General features: G+C 72.9%; 16 protein-coding genes. 12 read left to right on the plus strand and 4 right to left on the minus strand.

Annotated features, from left to right (window positions below):
• Window positions 1-124 precede the first annotated feature (124 nt).
• The 11 genes from ACFHW1_RS22175 to ACFHW1_RS22225 all read left to right on the plus strand — a co-directional run bounded on the left by ACFHW1_RS22175 (window position 125) and on the right by ACFHW1_RS22225 (window position 10,426).
• The gene (locus ACFHW1_RS22175) at window positions 125-358 is read left to right on the plus strand and encodes a hypothetical protein (RefSeq protein WP_416557652.1); all 234 of its coding nucleotides are present in this window, start codon (window positions 125-127) and stop codon (window positions 356-358) included.
• A 167-nt stretch (window positions 359-525) separates the two neighbouring features.
• Complete coding sequence (locus ACFHW1_RS22180) at window positions 526-717, plus strand: lysine biosynthesis protein LysW (protein WP_123601560.1); 192 nt, start codon at window positions 526-528, stop codon at window positions 715-717.
• The gene (locus ACFHW1_RS22185) at window positions 714-1,595 is read left to right on the plus strand and encodes a RimK family alpha-L-glutamate ligase (RefSeq protein WP_416557651.1); all 882 of its coding nucleotides are present in this window, start codon (window positions 714-716) and stop codon (window positions 1,593-1,595) included. Before ACFHW1_RS22180 ends, ACFHW1_RS22185 begins: the two co-directional genes overlap by 4 nt.
• Window positions 1,596-1,664: 69 nt before the next feature.
• The gene (locus ACFHW1_RS22190) at window positions 1,665-2,300 is read left to right on the plus strand and encodes a DegT/DnrJ/EryC1/StrS family aminotransferase (protein WP_416569419.1); all 636 of its coding nucleotides are present in this window, start codon (window positions 1,665-1,667) and stop codon (window positions 2,298-2,300) included.
• Entirely contained in the window at window positions 2,297-3,616 is a 1,320-nt protein-coding gene (locus ACFHW1_RS22195; RefSeq protein ID WP_416555863.1) for a DegT/DnrJ/EryC1/StrS family aminotransferase, read from the plus strand. The genes ACFHW1_RS22190 and ACFHW1_RS22195 overlap by 4 nt, the downstream gene beginning before the upstream one ends.
• Window positions 3,609-4,649 (plus strand): N-acetyl-gamma-glutamyl-phosphate reductase, encoded by a 1,041-nt coding sequence (gene argC / locus ACFHW1_RS22200; RefSeq protein ID WP_416616027.1) that lies wholly within the window; start codon window positions 3,609-3,611, stop codon window positions 4,647-4,649. Before ACFHW1_RS22195 ends, argC begins: the two co-directional genes overlap by 8 nt.
• On the plus strand, window positions 4,646-6,529 hold the full coding sequence (locus ACFHW1_RS22205) for a M20/M25/M40 family metallo-hydrolase (protein WP_416555861.1): 1,884 nt from the start codon (window positions 4,646-4,648) through the stop codon (window positions 6,527-6,529). Before argC ends, ACFHW1_RS22205 begins: the two co-directional genes overlap by 4 nt.
• Complete coding sequence (locus ACFHW1_RS22210) at window positions 6,526-7,347, plus strand: 1-deoxy-D-xylulose-5-phosphate synthase N-terminal domain-containing protein (protein WP_416555860.1); 822 nt, start codon at window positions 6,526-6,528, stop codon at window positions 7,345-7,347. The genes ACFHW1_RS22205 and ACFHW1_RS22210 overlap by 4 nt, the downstream gene beginning before the upstream one ends.
• Window positions 7,344-8,291, plus strand: coding sequence for a transketolase family protein (locus ACFHW1_RS22215; protein ID WP_416555859.1), 948 nt, complete (start codon window positions 7,344-7,346; stop codon window positions 8,289-8,291). Before ACFHW1_RS22210 ends, ACFHW1_RS22215 begins: the two co-directional genes overlap by 4 nt.
• Window positions 8,291-9,610, plus strand: a complete 1,320-nt coding sequence (locus ACFHW1_RS22220) for an APC family permease (protein WP_416555858.1) — start codon at window positions 8,291-8,293, stop codon at window positions 9,608-9,610. Before ACFHW1_RS22215 ends, ACFHW1_RS22220 begins: the two co-directional genes overlap by 1 nt.
• 39 nt (window positions 9,611-9,649) lie before the next feature.
• Entirely contained in the window at window positions 9,650-10,426 is a 777-nt protein-coding gene (locus tag ACFHW1_RS22225; RefSeq protein ID WP_416555857.1) for an SDR family NAD(P)-dependent oxidoreductase, read from the plus strand.
• Window positions 10,427-10,438: 12 nt separating this feature from the next.
• Here ACFHW1_RS22225 and ACFHW1_RS22230 read toward each other — a convergent pair whose 3' ends face one another.
• Window positions 10,439-10,987, minus strand: coding sequence for a helix-turn-helix transcriptional regulator (locus tag ACFHW1_RS22230; RefSeq protein WP_416616028.1), 549 nt, complete (start codon window positions 10,985-10,987; stop codon window positions 10,439-10,441).
• Window positions 10,988-11,175: 188 nt separating this feature from the next.
• Between ACFHW1_RS22230 and ACFHW1_RS22235 the strand changes: the two genes are divergently transcribed.
• Window positions 11,176-14,244 carry an AfsR/SARP family transcriptional regulator gene (locus tag ACFHW1_RS22235; protein WP_416616029.1) on the plus strand — a complete coding sequence of 1,023 codons (3,069 nt, stop codon included), beginning with the start codon at window positions 11,176-11,178 and terminating at the stop codon, window positions 14,242-14,244.
• Here ACFHW1_RS22235 and ACFHW1_RS22240 read toward each other — a convergent pair.
• The 3 genes from ACFHW1_RS22240 to ACFHW1_RS22250 form a co-directional block, all read right to left on the minus strand.
• Window positions 14,181-14,414: a tautomerase family protein gene (locus ACFHW1_RS22240; protein ID WP_416555853.1), complete on the minus strand. Its 234-nt coding sequence runs from the start codon at window positions 14,412-14,414 to the stop codon at window positions 14,181-14,183. The two genes, ACFHW1_RS22235 and ACFHW1_RS22240, sit on opposite strands and share 64 nt — an antisense overlap.
• A 151-nt stretch (window positions 14,415-14,565) precedes the next feature.
• A complete protein-coding gene (locus ACFHW1_RS22245; protein WP_416569424.1) occupies window positions 14,566-15,345 on the minus strand; it encodes a Clp protease N-terminal domain-containing protein in 780 nt (259 codons plus the stop codon).
• Between the two features lie 133 nt (window positions 15,346-15,478).
• Complete coding sequence (locus tag ACFHW1_RS22250; protein WP_416555851.1) at window positions 15,479-16,228, minus strand: methyltransferase domain-containing protein; 750 nt, start codon at window positions 16,226-16,228, stop codon at window positions 15,479-15,481.
• Between the last annotated feature and the right edge of the window lie 14 nt (window positions 16,229-16,242).

The raw sequence follows: 16,242 nt of genomic DNA on the forward strand, positions 1-16,242 counted from the left end.
GACCGTGGAGCGCGGGTAGGACCGGGACCCGTCCCGGCACCGCGCGGTGAAACGGTAACCCACCAGAACGCCGCGCGTGTCACGCGCGGCGTGGCTGGAATCGCCGCCGTTTAGGGCGGCGAGGATGTCAAGGACCCTCGTCGACGCGTACGGCCTCGACGAACGCCAGCGCCGTGACCTCGTCCCGCTGCTGGTCCGCCGGGCCCGGTCGATGCACGACTTCCTCGCCGAGCAGTCGGCCGCCGGCGTGCTGCCGTGGACCCGACTGTGGGACGACGGCCACGGCGAGACCTGGCGCCGCGACGCCGAGCACATCGGCGACCGGGCAGCGGACTGGACGGCCGCGCTGCTGGACTGACCGGCGCCCCGGGCGGGAGCCGGCGGAAACCCACCCGTTCATTGAGGCGCTTCGTGGTTCCGTAGTGCGCCGTCGGACCCGGCCTTCTTACCTTGGAGATGCCCGGGAGCCGGGAAACGGCCCGCCCCGGAAGCAGCCATCGACCGAGGACAGAAAGGAAGAAGGTCATGCCGGTTATCGCCGACAAAGCTGTGGTCTGCCTCGTCTGCGACAGCCCGCTCACCATCGACGGCGACGCCGAGAAGGGCGAAATCATCGAGTGCTCGGCCTGCGGCCAGGAGCACGAACTGACCGCGGCGGCAGACGGCGTGTACGAGGTCTGCATCGCACCGGAGGTGGAGGAGGACTGGGGCGAATGAGCGGCGCGCCTACCGACGTTCTGCTGTCGGTGACGGTGCTGCGCCCGGAGGAACGGCGGCTCCTGGACACCCTGCGCGCGCAGGGCCTGACCGCCCGCCCGGCACTGCCACCCGACATCGGCGAGGTGCTCTCCGGCTGCGAGGAGCCGCCCCGGGTCGCGCTGATCAGGAACCTGTCGCATCGCGAGGCGCTGAGCATCGCCCGGCGACTGGATCGGGCCGGGATCACCACCGTCAACAGCGCGTCGGCGATCGAGGTCTGCGGCGACAAGGGCCTGCAGGCGCTGCTGTTCGAGCGGTACGGCATCGCGCATCCGACGACCCGGCACGCGTTCACCCACGACCAGGTGCGCCAGGCCGTGGCGGAACTCGGCTGGCCGGTGGTGGTGAAACCACCGTCCGGCTCCTGGGGCCGGGGCGTCGTGCGGCTGAGCGACCAGGGCGAACTGGAGGCGTGGACCGGTGGCCGGGAATCCGCCGACGCGGCCGGCAAGCTGTTCCCCGTGCTGGTCCAACGGTACGTCGACAAGCCCGGCCACGACCTGCGCGTCATCGTCGTGGGCGAGCGTCCGGTCGTCGCGTTCCGGCGGCGCAGCGAACACTGGCGTACCAACACCCACCTGGGCGCCCAGGTGGAACGCGTGGAGATCTGCGCGGAGATCGGCCGGCTCTGTGCCGACGTCGTCGCCGCGCTGGGCCCCGGCTTCTACGGCGTGGACCTGATCGAGGACCGCGTCACCGGCGCGATGGTGGTGCTGGAGGTCAACGCGAACCCCGAGTTCGCCCGCTCCTCCGACACCCACGGCGTGGACGTGGCCGGCCACTGCGCGGCGTACGCGACCGAGGTGGCGCGCTCCGGACTCACCCTCGCCGCCTGATCTCAACCTCGTTACTGCGGCGGCCGCCCGCGCCGGGACGGCGCGGGCGGCCGCAGAAAGGAAGACCCGATGGAACGGTTCGACACCGCGCTCGTCCTCACCCGGGTGCTGACCTCCGGCGTGGTGATGAGCATCGAAAAGAACGACAAGGAACTACCGGCACTGGAACGGCTGTTGACCAGGCACAGCGGCCGGTCCCGGGCGGTCCTGGTCAACAGCCGCACCGCCGCGATCCACGCGGCGCTGTGCGGGCAGGGCATCGGGCACGGCGACGCGGCCGTACTGCCCGGACTCGACCCGGCCGCCGCCTCGTTCGTCGACTGGCTCGGGGTACGGGCCACCGACGGCCCGACCCCGGCGTTCGACCTGATCAGCCTGACCCCCGACAACGTCGACGAGTTCGCCGTGGCCGCGCGCGGGCGCACCGCGCCGGCGCTGGCCGTGGACCTGACCGGCCTCGGCTTCGGCCCGGCGGCGGCGATGCTCACCGACGACGAACGGATCTGGGCCCGCGCCGAGCGTCTGAAGATCTTCGGAGCCTTCGACCTGCGCACCATGTGGACGCAGCAGGAGGCCGACCCCGGCCTGGCGCCGGGTGTCCAGTTCAACTACCGGCTGAGCCCGCTGGTCGCCGCCTGCGTCCGGATGGCGCTGATGCAGGCCGGTACCCGTACGCCCGCAGTGACCGGAGGTACCCAGCGATGATCACTGACTTCCCGTCGGCCCCGCTGCCGCTGCCCGACCAGCGGGACGTCGACGCCGAACTCGCCCAGTTCGGCGGCCCGGCGATGATCGCGTCCGGGCAACGCCGCACCGTCTTCCCGGTGATCACCAAGGAGGACGTGTTCACCATGCTGCTGGCACAGCGCAACGACCCGGACAAGGTCGTCGCGGACTTCGCCGGCGACTACCGCGACTACGTCGGTGCCCGGCACGCGCTGCCGACCGCGAGTGGCACCTCCAGCCTGCATCTGGCGCTGATCGGCGCCGGGGTGCAGCCCGGCGACGAGGTCATCGTGCCTGCGTTCACGTTCATCGCCACCGCGCAGGCCGTCGTCGCCGCGAAGGCCGTACCCGTGTTCGTCGACATCGACCCGCGCACGTACTGCATGTCACCGCAGGCCGCCGAGGCGGCGGTCACCGGACGGACCCGGGCGATCATGCCCGTGCACGTGCACGGCCTGCCCGCCGACGTGGCGGCGCTGCGCCAGGTGTGCCAGCGGCACGGCCTGGCCCTGGTCGAGGACGCGTCGCACGCGCACTCGGCGCGGATCGGCGAACGAATGTGCGGTTCGCTCGGTGACGCCGCCGGACAGAGCCTGATGGCGGACAAGAACTTCCCGCTGGGCGGCGAGGGCGGCATCGCGTTCTTCGGCTCCGACGCCGCCTACGCCCGGGCGACGGAGTTCCTGGAGCGCACCGGCATCGACTACCGGATGTCCTGGGTGGCGGCGGCGTTCGGGGCCAGCCAGCTCAACCGGCTGCCGTACTACGACGCGGTCCGGGCCCGCAACGCCGCGCTGCTGGCCGGCGCGCTCGGCGAGACCGGCCTGTTCACCGCCCCCTACGTGCCCGACGGGCACACCCACGCCTACAACATGTACCGCGTCGGGCTCGCCCCGGCCGCGGTCGGCCTCGACGACCTGCCCGTGTGGGCGGTCAAGGAGGCGGTGCACGAGCTGCTCACCGCCGAGGGCGTACCGGCCCGCGAGTGGCAGAACACGCCGATCCCGTGCCACCTGCCGTTCCGGCACCGTGACGGGTTCGGCAACGGGTACCCGTTCACGCTGAACCCGGGCGCGGTCCGCGACCACGAACCGACCGACTTCCCGAACGTCGTGTCGATGCTGGAGAGCACCGTCGTGCTCTGCCGGGAGCTGCGCTCGCCGGTCGAGTACGAGCGGGTGATCCGGTACGCCGACGCGTTCCGCAAGGTCGCGGCCCGCCCCGACGCCATCCGCAAACTCGTCGCCGAGCGTGAGTACCGGCGGCCCTACGAGAAGGCGGCCCGCCTTGGCTGAGCGCAGCGCGGTGCGGGTCGCGGTCCTGGGCGCCAGCGGTTACACCGGCGCCGAACTGGTCCGGCTGCTGCTGGACCACCCGCACGTGGAACTGACCTACCTGTCCAGCGAACGGTACACCGGCCGGCCGATCACGTCGGTGCTCGCCGGGGTACGTAACCATCCCCGCGCGGCCGGGCTGCGGTTCCAGCCCGTCGACGCGGTCGACGAGGTTGACGTGGCGTTCGGCTGCCTGCCGGGCGGCGCCCTGCCCGCCCAGATGCCCAAGCTGGCCGAACGGGCCCAGCGGGTGATCAACCTGGCCGGGGACTTCCGCCTCGCCGATCCCGCCCAATCCGCCGCGCACTACCCCGAGTCGCAGGCGTGGACCGAACCGTTCCGGTACGTCGTCCCGGAGTTCGACGAACCGTCGGTCGATGACCGGTTCATCAACCTGCCCGGCTGCATGGCCGTCACCACCTTGTACGCCCTGCGGCCGCTGGTCGCCGCCGGGCTGACCGTCGGCGACGTCGTCGTGGACGCCAAGACCGGCGCCAGTGGCAGCGGCAGCCGGTCCAGCGAACACCCCGCCGACCGGATCGGCAACTTCCGGGTCCACAAGCCGTACGGCCATCGGCACGCGCCGGAGATCGCCCAGGCGCTCGGCGCGGTCGCCGACGAGCCACCGCGGCTGCAGTTCTCCACCTACAGCCTCGACGTGGCCCGCGGCATCGTGGTCACCGCATACGGGCGGCTGCGTCCCGGCGTGTCCGCGCTGCAGGTCAAACGGGCCTACGGCACGGCGTACGCCCGGACCCCGTTCGTGCGGGCACGCACCGCGCCGAAGAGCCCGGGGGACTTCCCGATGCTCAAGAGCGTGGTGGGCAGCAACGTCGCGGAGGTCGCGGTGAGCGTCCGCGACGACGAGTACGTCGCGGTCGCCGCGCTGGACAACCTGCTCAAGGGTGCGTCCGGCCAGGCCGTGCAGACGCTGAACCTGCTCTACGGCTTCGAGCAGTCCCTGGCCCTGCCGTTCACGGCGGTGACGCCATGAGCCGCCGGTCGCTGTACGTCATCAAGATCGGCAGCAGCACCCTGCTGCACCCCGGCGTCTTCGCCGAGATCGCGGCGATCCGGGCGCGCGGTGCCCGGATACTCATGGTGGCCGGCGGGGCCGAGGGCATCGAGCGGTACTACCGCTCGACCGGCCGGGACATGCCGCAGCTCACCCTCGGCAACGGCGACACCGTCCGGTACTGCCCGCCGACGGAGATGCCGCACATCGTCGCCGCCTACCGGCAGATCACCCTGCCGGCGGTGGAGGCGGGCCTGGCGGCGCACGGCCTCGCGGTGCACGCCTGCGTCGCCGCCGACGCGGCGCTGGTCACCGGCACCGTCAACCGGCCGCTGCGGGTGGTCCACGACGGCCGACCCAAGATCGTCCACGACCACCGGGCGGGCACCGTGTCCGGAGTCGACGCGGTGCGGCTCACCGCGCTGCTCGACGCGTACGACGTGGTGTGTCTGAGCCCTCCGGTCCGTGACGCCGCCGGTGGCGCCGAACTCAACGTCGACGCCGACGTGCTGGCCGCGACCCTCGCCAACGCGCTCGACGCCGACCACCTGCGGCTGGTCACCGGCACCCCGGGGCTGTTGAGCGACCCGGCCGATCCGACCTCGACCGTCCGCGACGCGGTCGCCGGCGACTGCGGCCGGTACGCCTCCGGGCGGATGCGGCAGAAGGTCCGCGCCGCGGAACTGGCGCTGCGCGGCACCGCACACGTGGCCATCACCGGACCACACACGATGGCCGACGACCGCGGCTGGACCCGTTTCTGGGCCACCGAAGAACCCGCCGCAGACCTGCGCCTGCTCAGCCACGCCGCGCAGATCCCGTCGGTCTCCCACGACGAGCACGAACTGGCCACCTACCTGGCCGGCTGGTGCCGCGACCGGGGCCTGACCGCCCGGGTCGACGAGGTGGGCAACCTGGTCGCCGAGCGCGGCGACGGACCCCGGACGCTGCTGCTGCTCGGCCATCTCGACACCGTGCCGTTCACCTGGCCGGTGCGCTGGACCGGCGAGGACCCGGCGGTCCTGCACGGACGCGGCACGGTGGACGCGAAGGCCTCGCTGACCGCGTTCCTGGACGTCCTGGCGGGCACCGACGTCCCCGACGGCTGGCGCCTACGCGTCGTCGGCGCCGTCGAGGAGGAGGTGTCCTCGTCGCGGGGCGCGTTCCACGTCCGCGACCACTACCCGGCGGACGCGGTCGTGGTCGGCGAGCCGAGCGGCTCCGGCGCCCTGACACTGGGCTACTTCGGCCTGTTCAAACTGCGGGTGACCGCCGCCGTGCCCAGTGGCCACTCGGCGGGATTCCAGGCGGTGTCCGCCCCCGACCGGCTCGCCGGGGCGCTGGAACGGATCCGTACCGCGGTGGTCAAGGAGGCCGACGAGGCGCTCAGCGCGGTCATCGATCTCCGCTGCGACGCCGACGCCGCCAGCCAGTACGCGACGGCGATCCTCAACTTCCGGGTGCCGCCGGGCGCCGACCTGGACGCCCTGCGCGCCGCCGCCGGCGAGGCCGCCGGCGACGGGGTCCGGATCGAGTTCCTGCGGGCCACCCCCGGGTACGCCGGTTCCCGCACCAGCACCCTGGCCAAGGTGTTCGGCCGCGCCATCGCCCGGGGCGGCAACCGGCCCAGGTTCTTGCTCAAGAAGGGAACCTCCGATATGAACACACTTGCCACCACGTGGCGGGACGTCCCGATGGTGGCCTACGGTCCGGGTGACTCCACCCTCGACCACACCTGCGACGAACACATCGACGCCGCCGAGTACCGACGGGCCCGAGCCGTGCTGGACGAGGCGGTGACCGCGTTCTTCGCCCTCAGCACGGCCGAGGGCGAACAGCGACCCGGAGGTGCCCGGTGACCGTGACGCTCTGCCCGGCCGCGCCGGTCCGGCCCGGCGCCGACGACCTGGCGCAGCGGTCCCGCGCCGCCCGCCGGATGGTGATCGACATGGCGGCGTCCCCGACCGGCTGCCACCTCGGCGGCAGCCTGTCCGTGCTGGACATCCTCATCGCCGCCCTCGACCGGAAGATCAGCGCCGACGACGGCACCGAGGTGGTGCTCAGCAAAGGCCACGCCGCCGCCGGCCTGTACGCGGCGTTGCACGTCAGCGGCCTGCTCCCGGACGACCCGGTGCCGCACTACGGCGCCGCCGACGCCCACTTCACCGGCCACCCCGGGCACGCCGTGCCGGGGGTACGGTTCCCCACCGGCAGCCTCGGCCACGGCGTGCCGTATGCGTTGGGCTGGGCGCTCAGCCGTCGGCTCGACCGGGCCGACGGGCTCGCCATCGCCGTCGCCGGTGACGGCGAACTGCAGGAGGGCCTGATCTGGGAGTCCTGCCAGGTGGCGGCCGCCCAACAGGTCGGCAACCTGATCGTGGTGGTCGACCGCAACGGCGGCCAGAACGACGGGCTGGTGGCGGCGATCTCACCGCTGCCCCGGCTGGCCGACCGGTTCGCCGCGTTCGGATTCGACACCTGCGAGGTGGACGGGCACGACCTCGACGCGCTGCGGCAGGTGTTCACCCCGCAGCGCCCGAGCACCGGGCGTCCGCTGGCCGTCGTCGCCCACACGGTCAAGGGCAAAGGGCTCAAGCCGATCGAGGGCAAGGCCGCCGCCCACTACGTGACGATCGACGCGGCCCGGGCCGCCACCTGGAAGGAGCTGGTGCGATGACACTGCCCGGCCGCGCCGCGTACCGCGACGAACTGACCCGCCTCGCCGCCGAGAACGAACGTATCGTGTGCCTGGAGGCCGACCTCGGCGGTCGTGGCCACCCGTTCGCGCAGGCCTTCCCGGACCGGTTCTTCAACGTCGGTATCGCCGAAGGCGCCATGATCGACATGGCGGCGGGACTGGCCGCCGCCGGCTACCAGCCGTTCGTGTCCACGTTCGCGCCGTTCGCCGCGCTGCGGGCCGCCGAGAGCATCAAGCTCGCGATGGGCTACTACGGTGCCGGCATCACCGTGGTCGCCCCGTACGCGGGTGTCTCCGGCGCCTGGTTCGGCACCACCCACCACTGCCTCGAGGACATCGCGGTGCTCTGCGCCATGCCGGGGATCACCGTGGCGGCCCCGTACGGCGAACGTGAGATGCGGGCCGTCGTCCGGCGCGCGACGCGCACCGGCACCCCGCACTACATCCGGACCGGCCGCAACGCCGCCCCGGAGAGTCTGCCCTTCACCGGCGACGAGCCGCCGGTCGTGCTGTGGGACGACACGGGAGCCGCGGCGCAGCGCACCTGCCTGGTCTCCGTCGGCGAGGTCGGCACCGAGCTGTGCCTGGCCGTACGCCGGGCCCGCCCCGACCTGCCGCACGCCCACCTGTGCCTGCTCGACCGGACCCACCTCACCCGGGCGGCGCGGGAACTGGCCCGGCGCTACGACAGCTTCGTCGTCGTGGAGGAACACCGGGCGTCCGGCGGCACCGCCTCGGCGCTCGCCCTGCTGCTGCCCGGGCGGGTGGTGCGCTCGGTCGACGCCGGCGTGCGGTGGCCCAGCCACGGCGGCAGCCACCAGCAGGTCCTGGACGAACTGGGCCTCAACGAGACAGCGGTGTGGGACGCGCTCGCGGCGTGCGAAGAGCGCCAGCCCCTCGCCACGAGCGTAAGGAGTCGATGATGAGCACGCATCGCATCGGTCTGGCGCAGGGGACCGCCATCTACGTCGGAGCCATCCTGGGGGCCGGCATCCTGGCGCTGCCCGCCCTGGCGGCGAGCGCGGCGGGACCTGCCTCGCTGCTCGCCTGGCTGATCCTGCTGCTGTTCTGCATGCCCGTGGCGATGAGTTTCGCCGCGCTCGGCGTGCGCTACCCGGACAGCGGCGGCGTGGCGACGTTCGTGGCCCGCGCGTTCGGGCCGCGGGCGTCCGCCGCGGTCGGGTACTGGTTCTACTTCGCGCTGCCCGCCGGCGCCCCGGCCACCGCGTTCGTCGGCGGTCAGTACGTCGCCTACGCGCTCGGCGGTGGCCAGGGTCTGGCCCTGGCCGTCGCCGCAGGGCTGCTGCTGGCGGCGTTCGGCAGCAACGCGGCCGGGCTCAAGGTTTCCGGCGGGGTGCAACTCGTCCTGGTCGGGCTGCTCGCGGTCCTGCTGACGGTCGCGGTGGTGACCGCGCTGCCGTCCGCCCGTACCGCCAACCTCGAACCCTTCGCGCCGCACGGCTGGCTGGCCGTCGGCCAGGCGGCGAGTCTGTTGTTCTTCAGCTTCGCCGGCTGGGAGGCGGTCACCCATCTCTCCGGCGAGTTCCGCGACCCCCGTCGGGACCTGCCCCGGGTGACCGCGACGACGCTGGTGGTGGTCGGGGTCCTCTACCTCGGCCTGGCGTTGACCTGTGTGCTGGTGCTCGGCCCGCGCCTGGCCGGCTCCGAGGCCCCGCTGACGCAGTTGCTGCACCACGGGCTCGGCTCGACCGCCTCGATGATCACCGCGGTGATGGCGATGCTGCTGACGTTCGGCACGATGAACGCCTACCTGGCCGGCGCCTCCCGGTTGGGTGCCGCCCTGGCCCGCGACGGCGCGCTGCCGTCCGCTCTGGCCCGCGGGCACCAGCCCGGCGAGGTACCGCGCCGCAGCCTGGCCCTGCTGTTCGCGCTCAGCGCGCTGGTGTGCGTGGTCGCGCTGGCCACCGGAGCCACGCTGGCCACGGTGATGCTCGCCGCGTCGGCCTGTTTCATCGCGGTGACGGTCGCGGGCCTGGTGGCCGGCGTCCGGCTCCTGCCGCGCGGCACCGCGGTCTGGTGGGGCGCGGTCCTGGCCGCCGCCGTGATGAGCGTGGTGCTGCTGTTCAGCGGCGTCGCGCTGCTGGTGCCGTTCCTGCTGGGCGTCGCCGCCGTCGTCGGCGCCCGCCGGCTCGGCGGACCGCGGTCCGCCGCGTCCGGCACCGCACCCGCTCCGGCCGGTTCGGATCCGGCCGGTGCCGAGATGGCCGGTCAGAGCACCTGACCATGCAGATGAGACCGGCGCAGCCGGAAGGAGAACCGAGTGGATCTGGGACTGAACGGCCGTACCGCCATGGTCGCCGCCGCGACGAGCGGGATCGGGCTGGCGGTGGCCCGCCGGCTCGCCGCCGAAGGCGCGACCGTGTCGATCTGCGGACGTGACCCGGACCGGCTGGACGAGGCCGTGCGCCTGCTGACGCAGCAGGCGCACGGCGCCGTGCACGGTATGGCCCTGGACGTCACCGACCACGCCGCCGTCCGCTCCTGGGTCGCCGAGGTCGCCGCCACATACGGCGGACCGCACGTGGTGGTCGCCAACGCCGGCAGCCCACCCGAGGGCGGCGCCGAGCGGTTCGACGTCGCCGACTACCGGGCAGCGCTGGAGCTGAACCTGCTCTCCGCCGTCACGTTGACCCGTACGGCGCTGCCGCACATGCGCGCCGCGGGCTACGGTCGGATTCTGTTCATCACCTCACTCGCCGCCCGTCAGCCCATCGCCGGGCTCGCCCTGTCCAACACGGTGCGCCCAGCCGTCCTCGGCTACGCCAAGTCGCTGGTGCAGGAGCTCGCCGAGGCCGGCGAGGGGTCGGTCACCGTGAACGTCATCGCGCCGGGCATGACCCGGACACCGACGTTGCAGGCCTGGGCCGAGCAGCTCGACGGCGGTCTCGCCGCCCTGAGCGCGGACATCCCCCTCGGCCGGCTCGCCGAGCCGGACGAGATCGGCGCGGCGGCGGCGTACCTGGCGTCGACCCTGGCCGGCAGCACCACCGGCGTGGTGCTGCCGGTCGACGGCGGCGCGGGACGGTCGCTGCTGTGACGTCCCGGCCCGTCACCCCGCCGCCGCGCTGGCGCGGGGTGACGGGCCGGGCTCGCCGTGCAGCGCGACCGCCAACTGCGCGCGCCGGCTGATGGACAGCTTGCGGTAGATGCGGGTGATGTGCTGTTCCACCGCCCGCTGCGACACGCCCAGCCGGTCGGCCATCTGCCGGTTGGTGAGCCCGTCGAGCATCATCCGGGCGACCCGCAGTTCGTGCGGGGTCAGCCGACCGGCGTCACCCGGGCGGGCCCTCTCGACGTGCACCGGATGCGGGCGGCGGTGGTGCGGGGTCCGGGCCGGCAGCAGATCGCCCAGCCGGCGCGTCCGGGTCCCGGCCACCACACCGCCACGCACGTACGGGTCCCCGGCCAACACGGTACGCAGGGCCTCGGCGTCCGGCACGTCGAGCAGCAGCGTGTCACCCTGGGCGTCCGTCCAGCTTCCCGCGTACAGCAGGACGCCCTCGTCCGACATGCGACGCCAGTAGGATCGATGCCCCCGCTCCACGCCGGATGGTACGGTCCCGCCGCGAAACTCCCTCTCCAGCACGAATCTCATCATCGCTCCTGAACTCCTCGATAGCGCCTCCAGTCTCGCGTCGCCCGCTACCCCCGCCGTCCCGCCCGGTTACCGTACAATTTGGACTCGGGGATCATGACCCGAACCGGCAGCCCGGCGACGCTTGACACGTATTTGTCATGATCTTTCCGGCACATGTTCGCCGTGGCGCTGCAGACGGGAGTGGCACGGTGACGGATACAGCTGAGGGTCCGGTCCGGTTCAACATCCTCGGCCCGCTCGAATGCCGCACACAGCGGGGACGTCCGTTGGCCCTCGGTGGACTGGTACCGGAGCGGGTCCTCGTCTGCCTGCTGCTCGCCCCGGGCCAGCTGGTGCCGGTGACCAACCTCGTCGAGGCGGTGTGGGGCGAGGACTGCCCCACCACGGCGGCGCACCAGATCCGTAAGGCGGTCGCGGGGCTGCGCCGTCGGCTCCCGGACGGCCCGCAGCTGATCGCCACGTCCGGGCCCGGATACCGAATCGTTCCCGGACAGCACCAACTCGACGCGACCGAGTTCGCCGACCTGATCCGGCAGTCGCAGCAGGAGGAAGCCGCCGGCAACGCCGGTCAGGCCGTCGACGCGCTGCGGGTGGCGCTCACGCTGTGGCGCGGACCGGTCCTGGCCGGCGCCGGTGGTGCGGTGATCGCCGCGGCCTCCGCGGCGCTGGAGGAACGCCGGCTCGCCGCCGTCGAACGCTACTTCGAGCTACGCCTGAGGATGGGAGAGAGCACCGAACTGGTCGGCGACCTGCGCGACCTGGTCAACGCGTACCCCCTGCAGGAAGCGCTTCGCGCCCAGCTGATGCTGGCGCTGTACCGCAGCGGCCGACCGGCCGAGTCGCTGCTGGAGTACGACCGGGCCCGCAGGCTGCTCGCCGACGAGCTGGGCATCGACCCGGGCGAACGGCTGGCCACCCTGCACACGGCGGTGCTGCGCAGCAGCCCCGACCTGGCCTTGGCACCTACGGCACCACACAGCGCCCAGGGCACCGCAACGCCCACGGCGCCCGCACCGCACCGCTGCACGCTGCCGTACGACCTGCCGGACTTCACCGGCCGCAAGGCGGAACTCGACCAACTGGCCGGCCACCGGAGCCAACCCGATACGGGGCACCGCGACGGTCCCCCGCGCGGACCCGGCTGGAGTCCTCGCATCGTCGCCGTCGACGGCATGGGCGGCAGTGGCAAGACGTCCCTCGCGGTACGGGTGGCACACCAGCTCGCCGACAACTTCCCGGACGCCCACCTGTACGTGGACCTGCGTGGACACACCCCCGGCGAACAGCCGCTGCAGCCCGGAACGGTCGCCGGGATGCTACTGCGGATGCTCGAGGTCCCCGGCACACAGATTCCCGACGACATGCCCGGCCGGCTCGTGATGTGGCGCAGCACGGTCGTGCGCCACCGCCTTCTGCTGCTGCTCGACAACGCCGCCGGCAGCGGGCAGGTCCTGCCGCTGCTGCCGGGCTCCGCCGACACGCTGGTCATCGTCACCAGCCGCACCCGGCTCGTGGAACTCGACGGCGCCGAGTGGATCTCGCTGGCTGTCATGCCCCCCGCCGACAGCACCGCCATGCTCACCACGATGCTGGGTGCCGAGCGCGCCGGACAGGAGCCGGGCGCCGTCGCCGAACTCGCTGAACTCTGCGGTCATCTGCCACTGGCGCTGCGGATCGCCGGTGCCCGGCTGCGCAACCGCCCCCGCTGGACGGTGCGGTACCTGGTCGACCTCCTGCGCGACGAGACCCGGCGGCTGGAGGAACTCCGGGCCGGCGAGCGGAGCGTCACGGCCACGCTCACCCTGTCCTACGACGCGCTCGACGAAGCGAACCGGGCCGCGTTCCTCCTGCTGGGCCAGCACCCGGGCACCGAGATGGACAGGTACTCGGCCGCCGCGCTGCTCGGCACCGATCCGGCACCGGCCGAAGACATCCTCGAGCACCTGCTGGACACCCACCTTCTCCAGCAGCACGAGACCAGCCGGTACGCGTTCCACGACCTGGTGCGCAGCTTCGCACTCTGGCTGCGTTCCCGCAACGACCCGCCGGGCGCCAAGGACGACGACGCGCTGACCCGCCTGGCCGACTACTACCACGCGGCGTCCGACATGGCCTGCGACCTGGCCTTCCCCGGACGCCGACCCGCGCAGCAGCCCGGCCCCGCATCACCGCTGTCCCTGCCCGTGCTGACCAGCGGCCACACCGCTCGGGCGTGGCTCAGCCGCGAGTCGGACAACCTGGCCCAGGTGGCCGAGCACGCCCGCGACGCCCGCCAGTACCGGCAGGCAGCGGACCTGGCCCACAACGCCGTCCTCGCACTCGACGCCCGCGGCCGGTTCGAGGAGTTCCACCGCATCGCGACCCTGGGCGTCGAGTGTGCCCGCGCCCTGCACGACCAGTCACTGCTGGCGCGCGGTCTGTCCGACATGGCGGCCGCGGCCTGGCGGCTGGGCCGACTCCGGGACGGCCTCACGGCGACCGAGGAGAGCCTGGACCTCGCCGTGGCCCTCGACGACAGAACAGGGGAAGCGGAAAGCACCGGAATGCTCGGACTGCTGCTCGCCACGCTGGGCCGCTACGACGAGGCGCGGGCACACCTGCGGCGTTCCATCGAACTCAAGCACGAACTCGGCGCGCACCGTGCGGAGGCCCAATCACTGACCGACCTCAGCAGCCTGCATGAACACTGCGGTCGCTACCGGGAGGCGGCCGAGGCGGCCCGCCGCGCCGTCGAGCTGAACCACCGGATCGGCGCCTGGGACATGGAAGCCCTCGCCCTGACCGACCTGGCCGTCGCCCACCTCAGGCTGGACCAGGACGAGCAGGCCGGCAACTGCCTGGACCGGGTGCTCGAACTCAACGCGGAGTCCGGCCCGGCCGCGGAGATGTCGCGCGTGCACGCACTGTGTGCCCAGGTCCGGCATCAACTGGGCGAGAACGCCGCGGCCACGCGGCACGTACAACGGGCCCTGGAACTCGACGGCGGCAGCCGCGCCCCCCTGCGGCAGGCCACGGTGCGCAACATCCTCGGCGGGGTGTACCTCGGCCAGGGAAGGTACACCGCGGCAGCTGATCTGCACACCGAGGCCCACGAGATAGCCACCGGGGTCGGCTACCGGATCGAGACGGCACGGGCCCTCGCCGGCCTGTCGGCGGCGCTGCGGGCATGCGGAGACATCGAGGCCGCCGACGCCTACCGGGGCCGGGCCGCCGCAGAGTTCGACCAACTGGGCATCTCGTCGGGGAACCGCACCTGACCTGCTGCCGACCCGCGCTGGTACCCGGGTTCGCAGTCGCGGATCACCACAGTCACCGCCTCCGGTGGGCAGCCGGTGATCCGGGCGACCACAGCGGTCAGCTCGGCCCGAAGGGTCGCCCGGATCCGGCGGTCGTTGCCCTGCCGGCAGTCGAGGGTGAGCACAGGCATGGAAGACCTCCTTTGACCTGTTCGGGAGCAGTCATCGTCCAGGACCGCCTTCCCGAACCGGTTCCGCTGCGTTCCCGCACCGACGACGGTCACCGCGTTCCCACACCGACGACGCGGACATCCAGGCCCGCGAACGTCGATGGACCAGGTCCTACCCGGCCGAGGCCCCGACCCGGCGCTCCAACTGCTCCAGTCGTCGGGTGACCGGCGCCAGCTCACGGCGGACCAGGGCCGCGACCGCGGCGAGCGGATCCGTCCCGGCCGGCGCGGTCACGCCGCCGTCGGACGCGGTCGCCGCCTGGGCACGCAGATGCGCGTACCCGGCGAGGGCCGCCACCACCGCGCGCCGGGTCGCCCGCAGCTCGACACCGGATTCACGCAGCACCCGCCCCGCGGTGCCGTCCGGCTCGGCGACCAGCCCGAGCAGCAGATGCTCACAGCCGACGTAGTTGTGCCCGAGCGCGGTGGCCTCGGTGACGGCCAACTCGAGCGCGCCCGCTCCGGTGCCGGTGAACCGCAGGGTCGACACCGGGGCACTCGTCGGGGCCGACCCGCTCGTCGCGACCACGGCGGCCAACCGGGCCGTGACCTGCGCCGGCGGCACCTCGATCGTCTGCAGCACCCGGACACCGAGGTTGTCACCCTCGTCGAGCAGCGCGGCCAGCAGGTGCCGGGTGCCGACCTCGGCGGCGTGCGCGGAGCGCGCCTGCGTCCGGGCCCGAAGCAGTACGTCACGGGTACGGGCGGTCAGGTGGGGCAGCTGCGCCGCCAACTGGTCGGCGTCCAGGTCGGCCAGGTTCGTCGCCCGGATCGCGGTGACCCGTCGGACGGCCTGTTCCAGTGCCCGCTGACACACCGCCGACACCGCGATACCGGTGTCGCGGACCGCGTCCGCGAGGTCGTCCGGCAGATAAACGTTGATCTTCGGCACGGCTTTCGCCTCCTCGGTGCAGGGTCGGACCCAACGAGCGTACCTCACCTAACCCCTGTGGGGGTACATGGGGTTATCTTGAGGTCGGTCTGGCTGGCGAGATGCGGAATGCCCACTCCCGGGCGTACCAACGTCACCGCCGGTACGCCCGCACCAGCACCCGACGCGAGTACGCCACGAACACCCCCTCGGCGCGGATCCTGCGGTGCAGCGCCGCCAACCGGTCCCGGTAGCGGTCCACCGTGAAACCCGGCACCGTCCACACCACCTTCCGCAGGAACACGACCACCGCGGCGATGTCGAAGAACTCCACCCGCAGCGACTCCACCCGCAGGTCCACCACGTCCAGACCGGCCGCCGTCGCCGCCTCCCGCACCCGGTCCGGACGCTGATCGGCACGCGGCGGCACCGACACCCCCAACGCCGCCCGCAGCTCACCGACCGAGTCCGGGCCGATCTGCTGGGACAGGTACGAACCGCCCGACGCCAGCACCCGCGCCACCTCGGACCAGCCCACCACCGTCGGATGCCGGCTCACCACCAGGTCGAAACAGGCGGACCGCAACGGCAGCCCGCCGTCCTGCGCGGCGCGCACGACATGCACACCCAGCGGCGCCAGCCGCCGCCGCGCCACGGCCACGTTCGGCGGCCAGCCCTCCGTCGCCACCAGCAGCGGCGGCACCGACGTGACGCCGGCCAGCACCTCGCCGCCACCGGTCTGCAGATCCACCGCCCGCCGGGCACCGGCCATCTGACGACCCAGCAGCCGCGCGTACCCCCAGGACGGCCGCTGCTCCGTGGCCCGGCCGGCGAACCAGGAGAAGTCCCAGCCCGCCACCGGCACCGCCGAAGCCTCGGCGATCAGCTCGTCGAACGTCGACACCGGACGAGTCTGAC

Source organism: Micromonospora sp. LOL_014, from assembly GCF_048060245.1.
In the GTDB taxonomy this organism is placed as follows: domain Bacteria; phylum Actinomycetota; class Actinomycetes; order Mycobacteriales; family Micromonosporaceae; genus Micromonospora_E.

Bases quoted from the DNA above. Each gene is read 5' to 3' on its own strand.
- ACFHW1_RS22175 (WP_416557652.1), top strand. From the start codon at position 125: ATGTCAAGGACCCTCGTCGACGCGTACGGCCTCGACGAACGCCAGCGC.
- ACFHW1_RS22180 (WP_123601560.1), top strand. From the start codon at position 526: ATGCCGGTTATCGCCGACAAAGCTGTGGTCTGCCTCGTCTGCGACAGC.
- ACFHW1_RS22185 (WP_416557651.1), top strand. From the start codon at position 714: ATGAGCGGCGCGCCTACCGACGTTCTGCTGTCGGTGACGGTGCTGCGC.
- ACFHW1_RS22190 (WP_416569419.1), top strand. From the start codon at position 1,665: ATGGAACGGTTCGACACCGCGCTCGTCCTCACCCGGGTGCTGACCTCC.
- ACFHW1_RS22195 (WP_416555863.1), top strand. From the start codon at position 2,297: ATGATCACTGACTTCCCGTCGGCCCCGCTGCCGCTGCCCGACCAGCGG.
- ACFHW1_RS22205 (WP_416555861.1), top strand. From the start codon at position 4,646: ATGAGCCGCCGGTCGCTGTACGTCATCAAGATCGGCAGCAGCACCCTG.
- ACFHW1_RS22215 (WP_416555859.1), top strand. From the start codon at position 7,344: ATGACACTGCCCGGCCGCGCCGCGTACCGCGACGAACTGACCCGCCTC.
- ACFHW1_RS22220 (WP_416555858.1), top strand. From the start codon at position 8,291: ATGAGCACGCATCGCATCGGTCTGGCGCAGGGGACCGCCATCTACGTC.
- ACFHW1_RS22230 (WP_416616028.1), bottom strand. From the start codon at position 10,987: ATGATGAGATTCGTGCTGGAGAGGGAGTTTCGCGGCGGGACCGTACCA.
- ACFHW1_RS22240 (WP_416555853.1), bottom strand. From the start codon at position 14,414: ATGCCTGTGCTCACCCTCGACTGCCGGCAGGGCAACGACCGCCGGATC.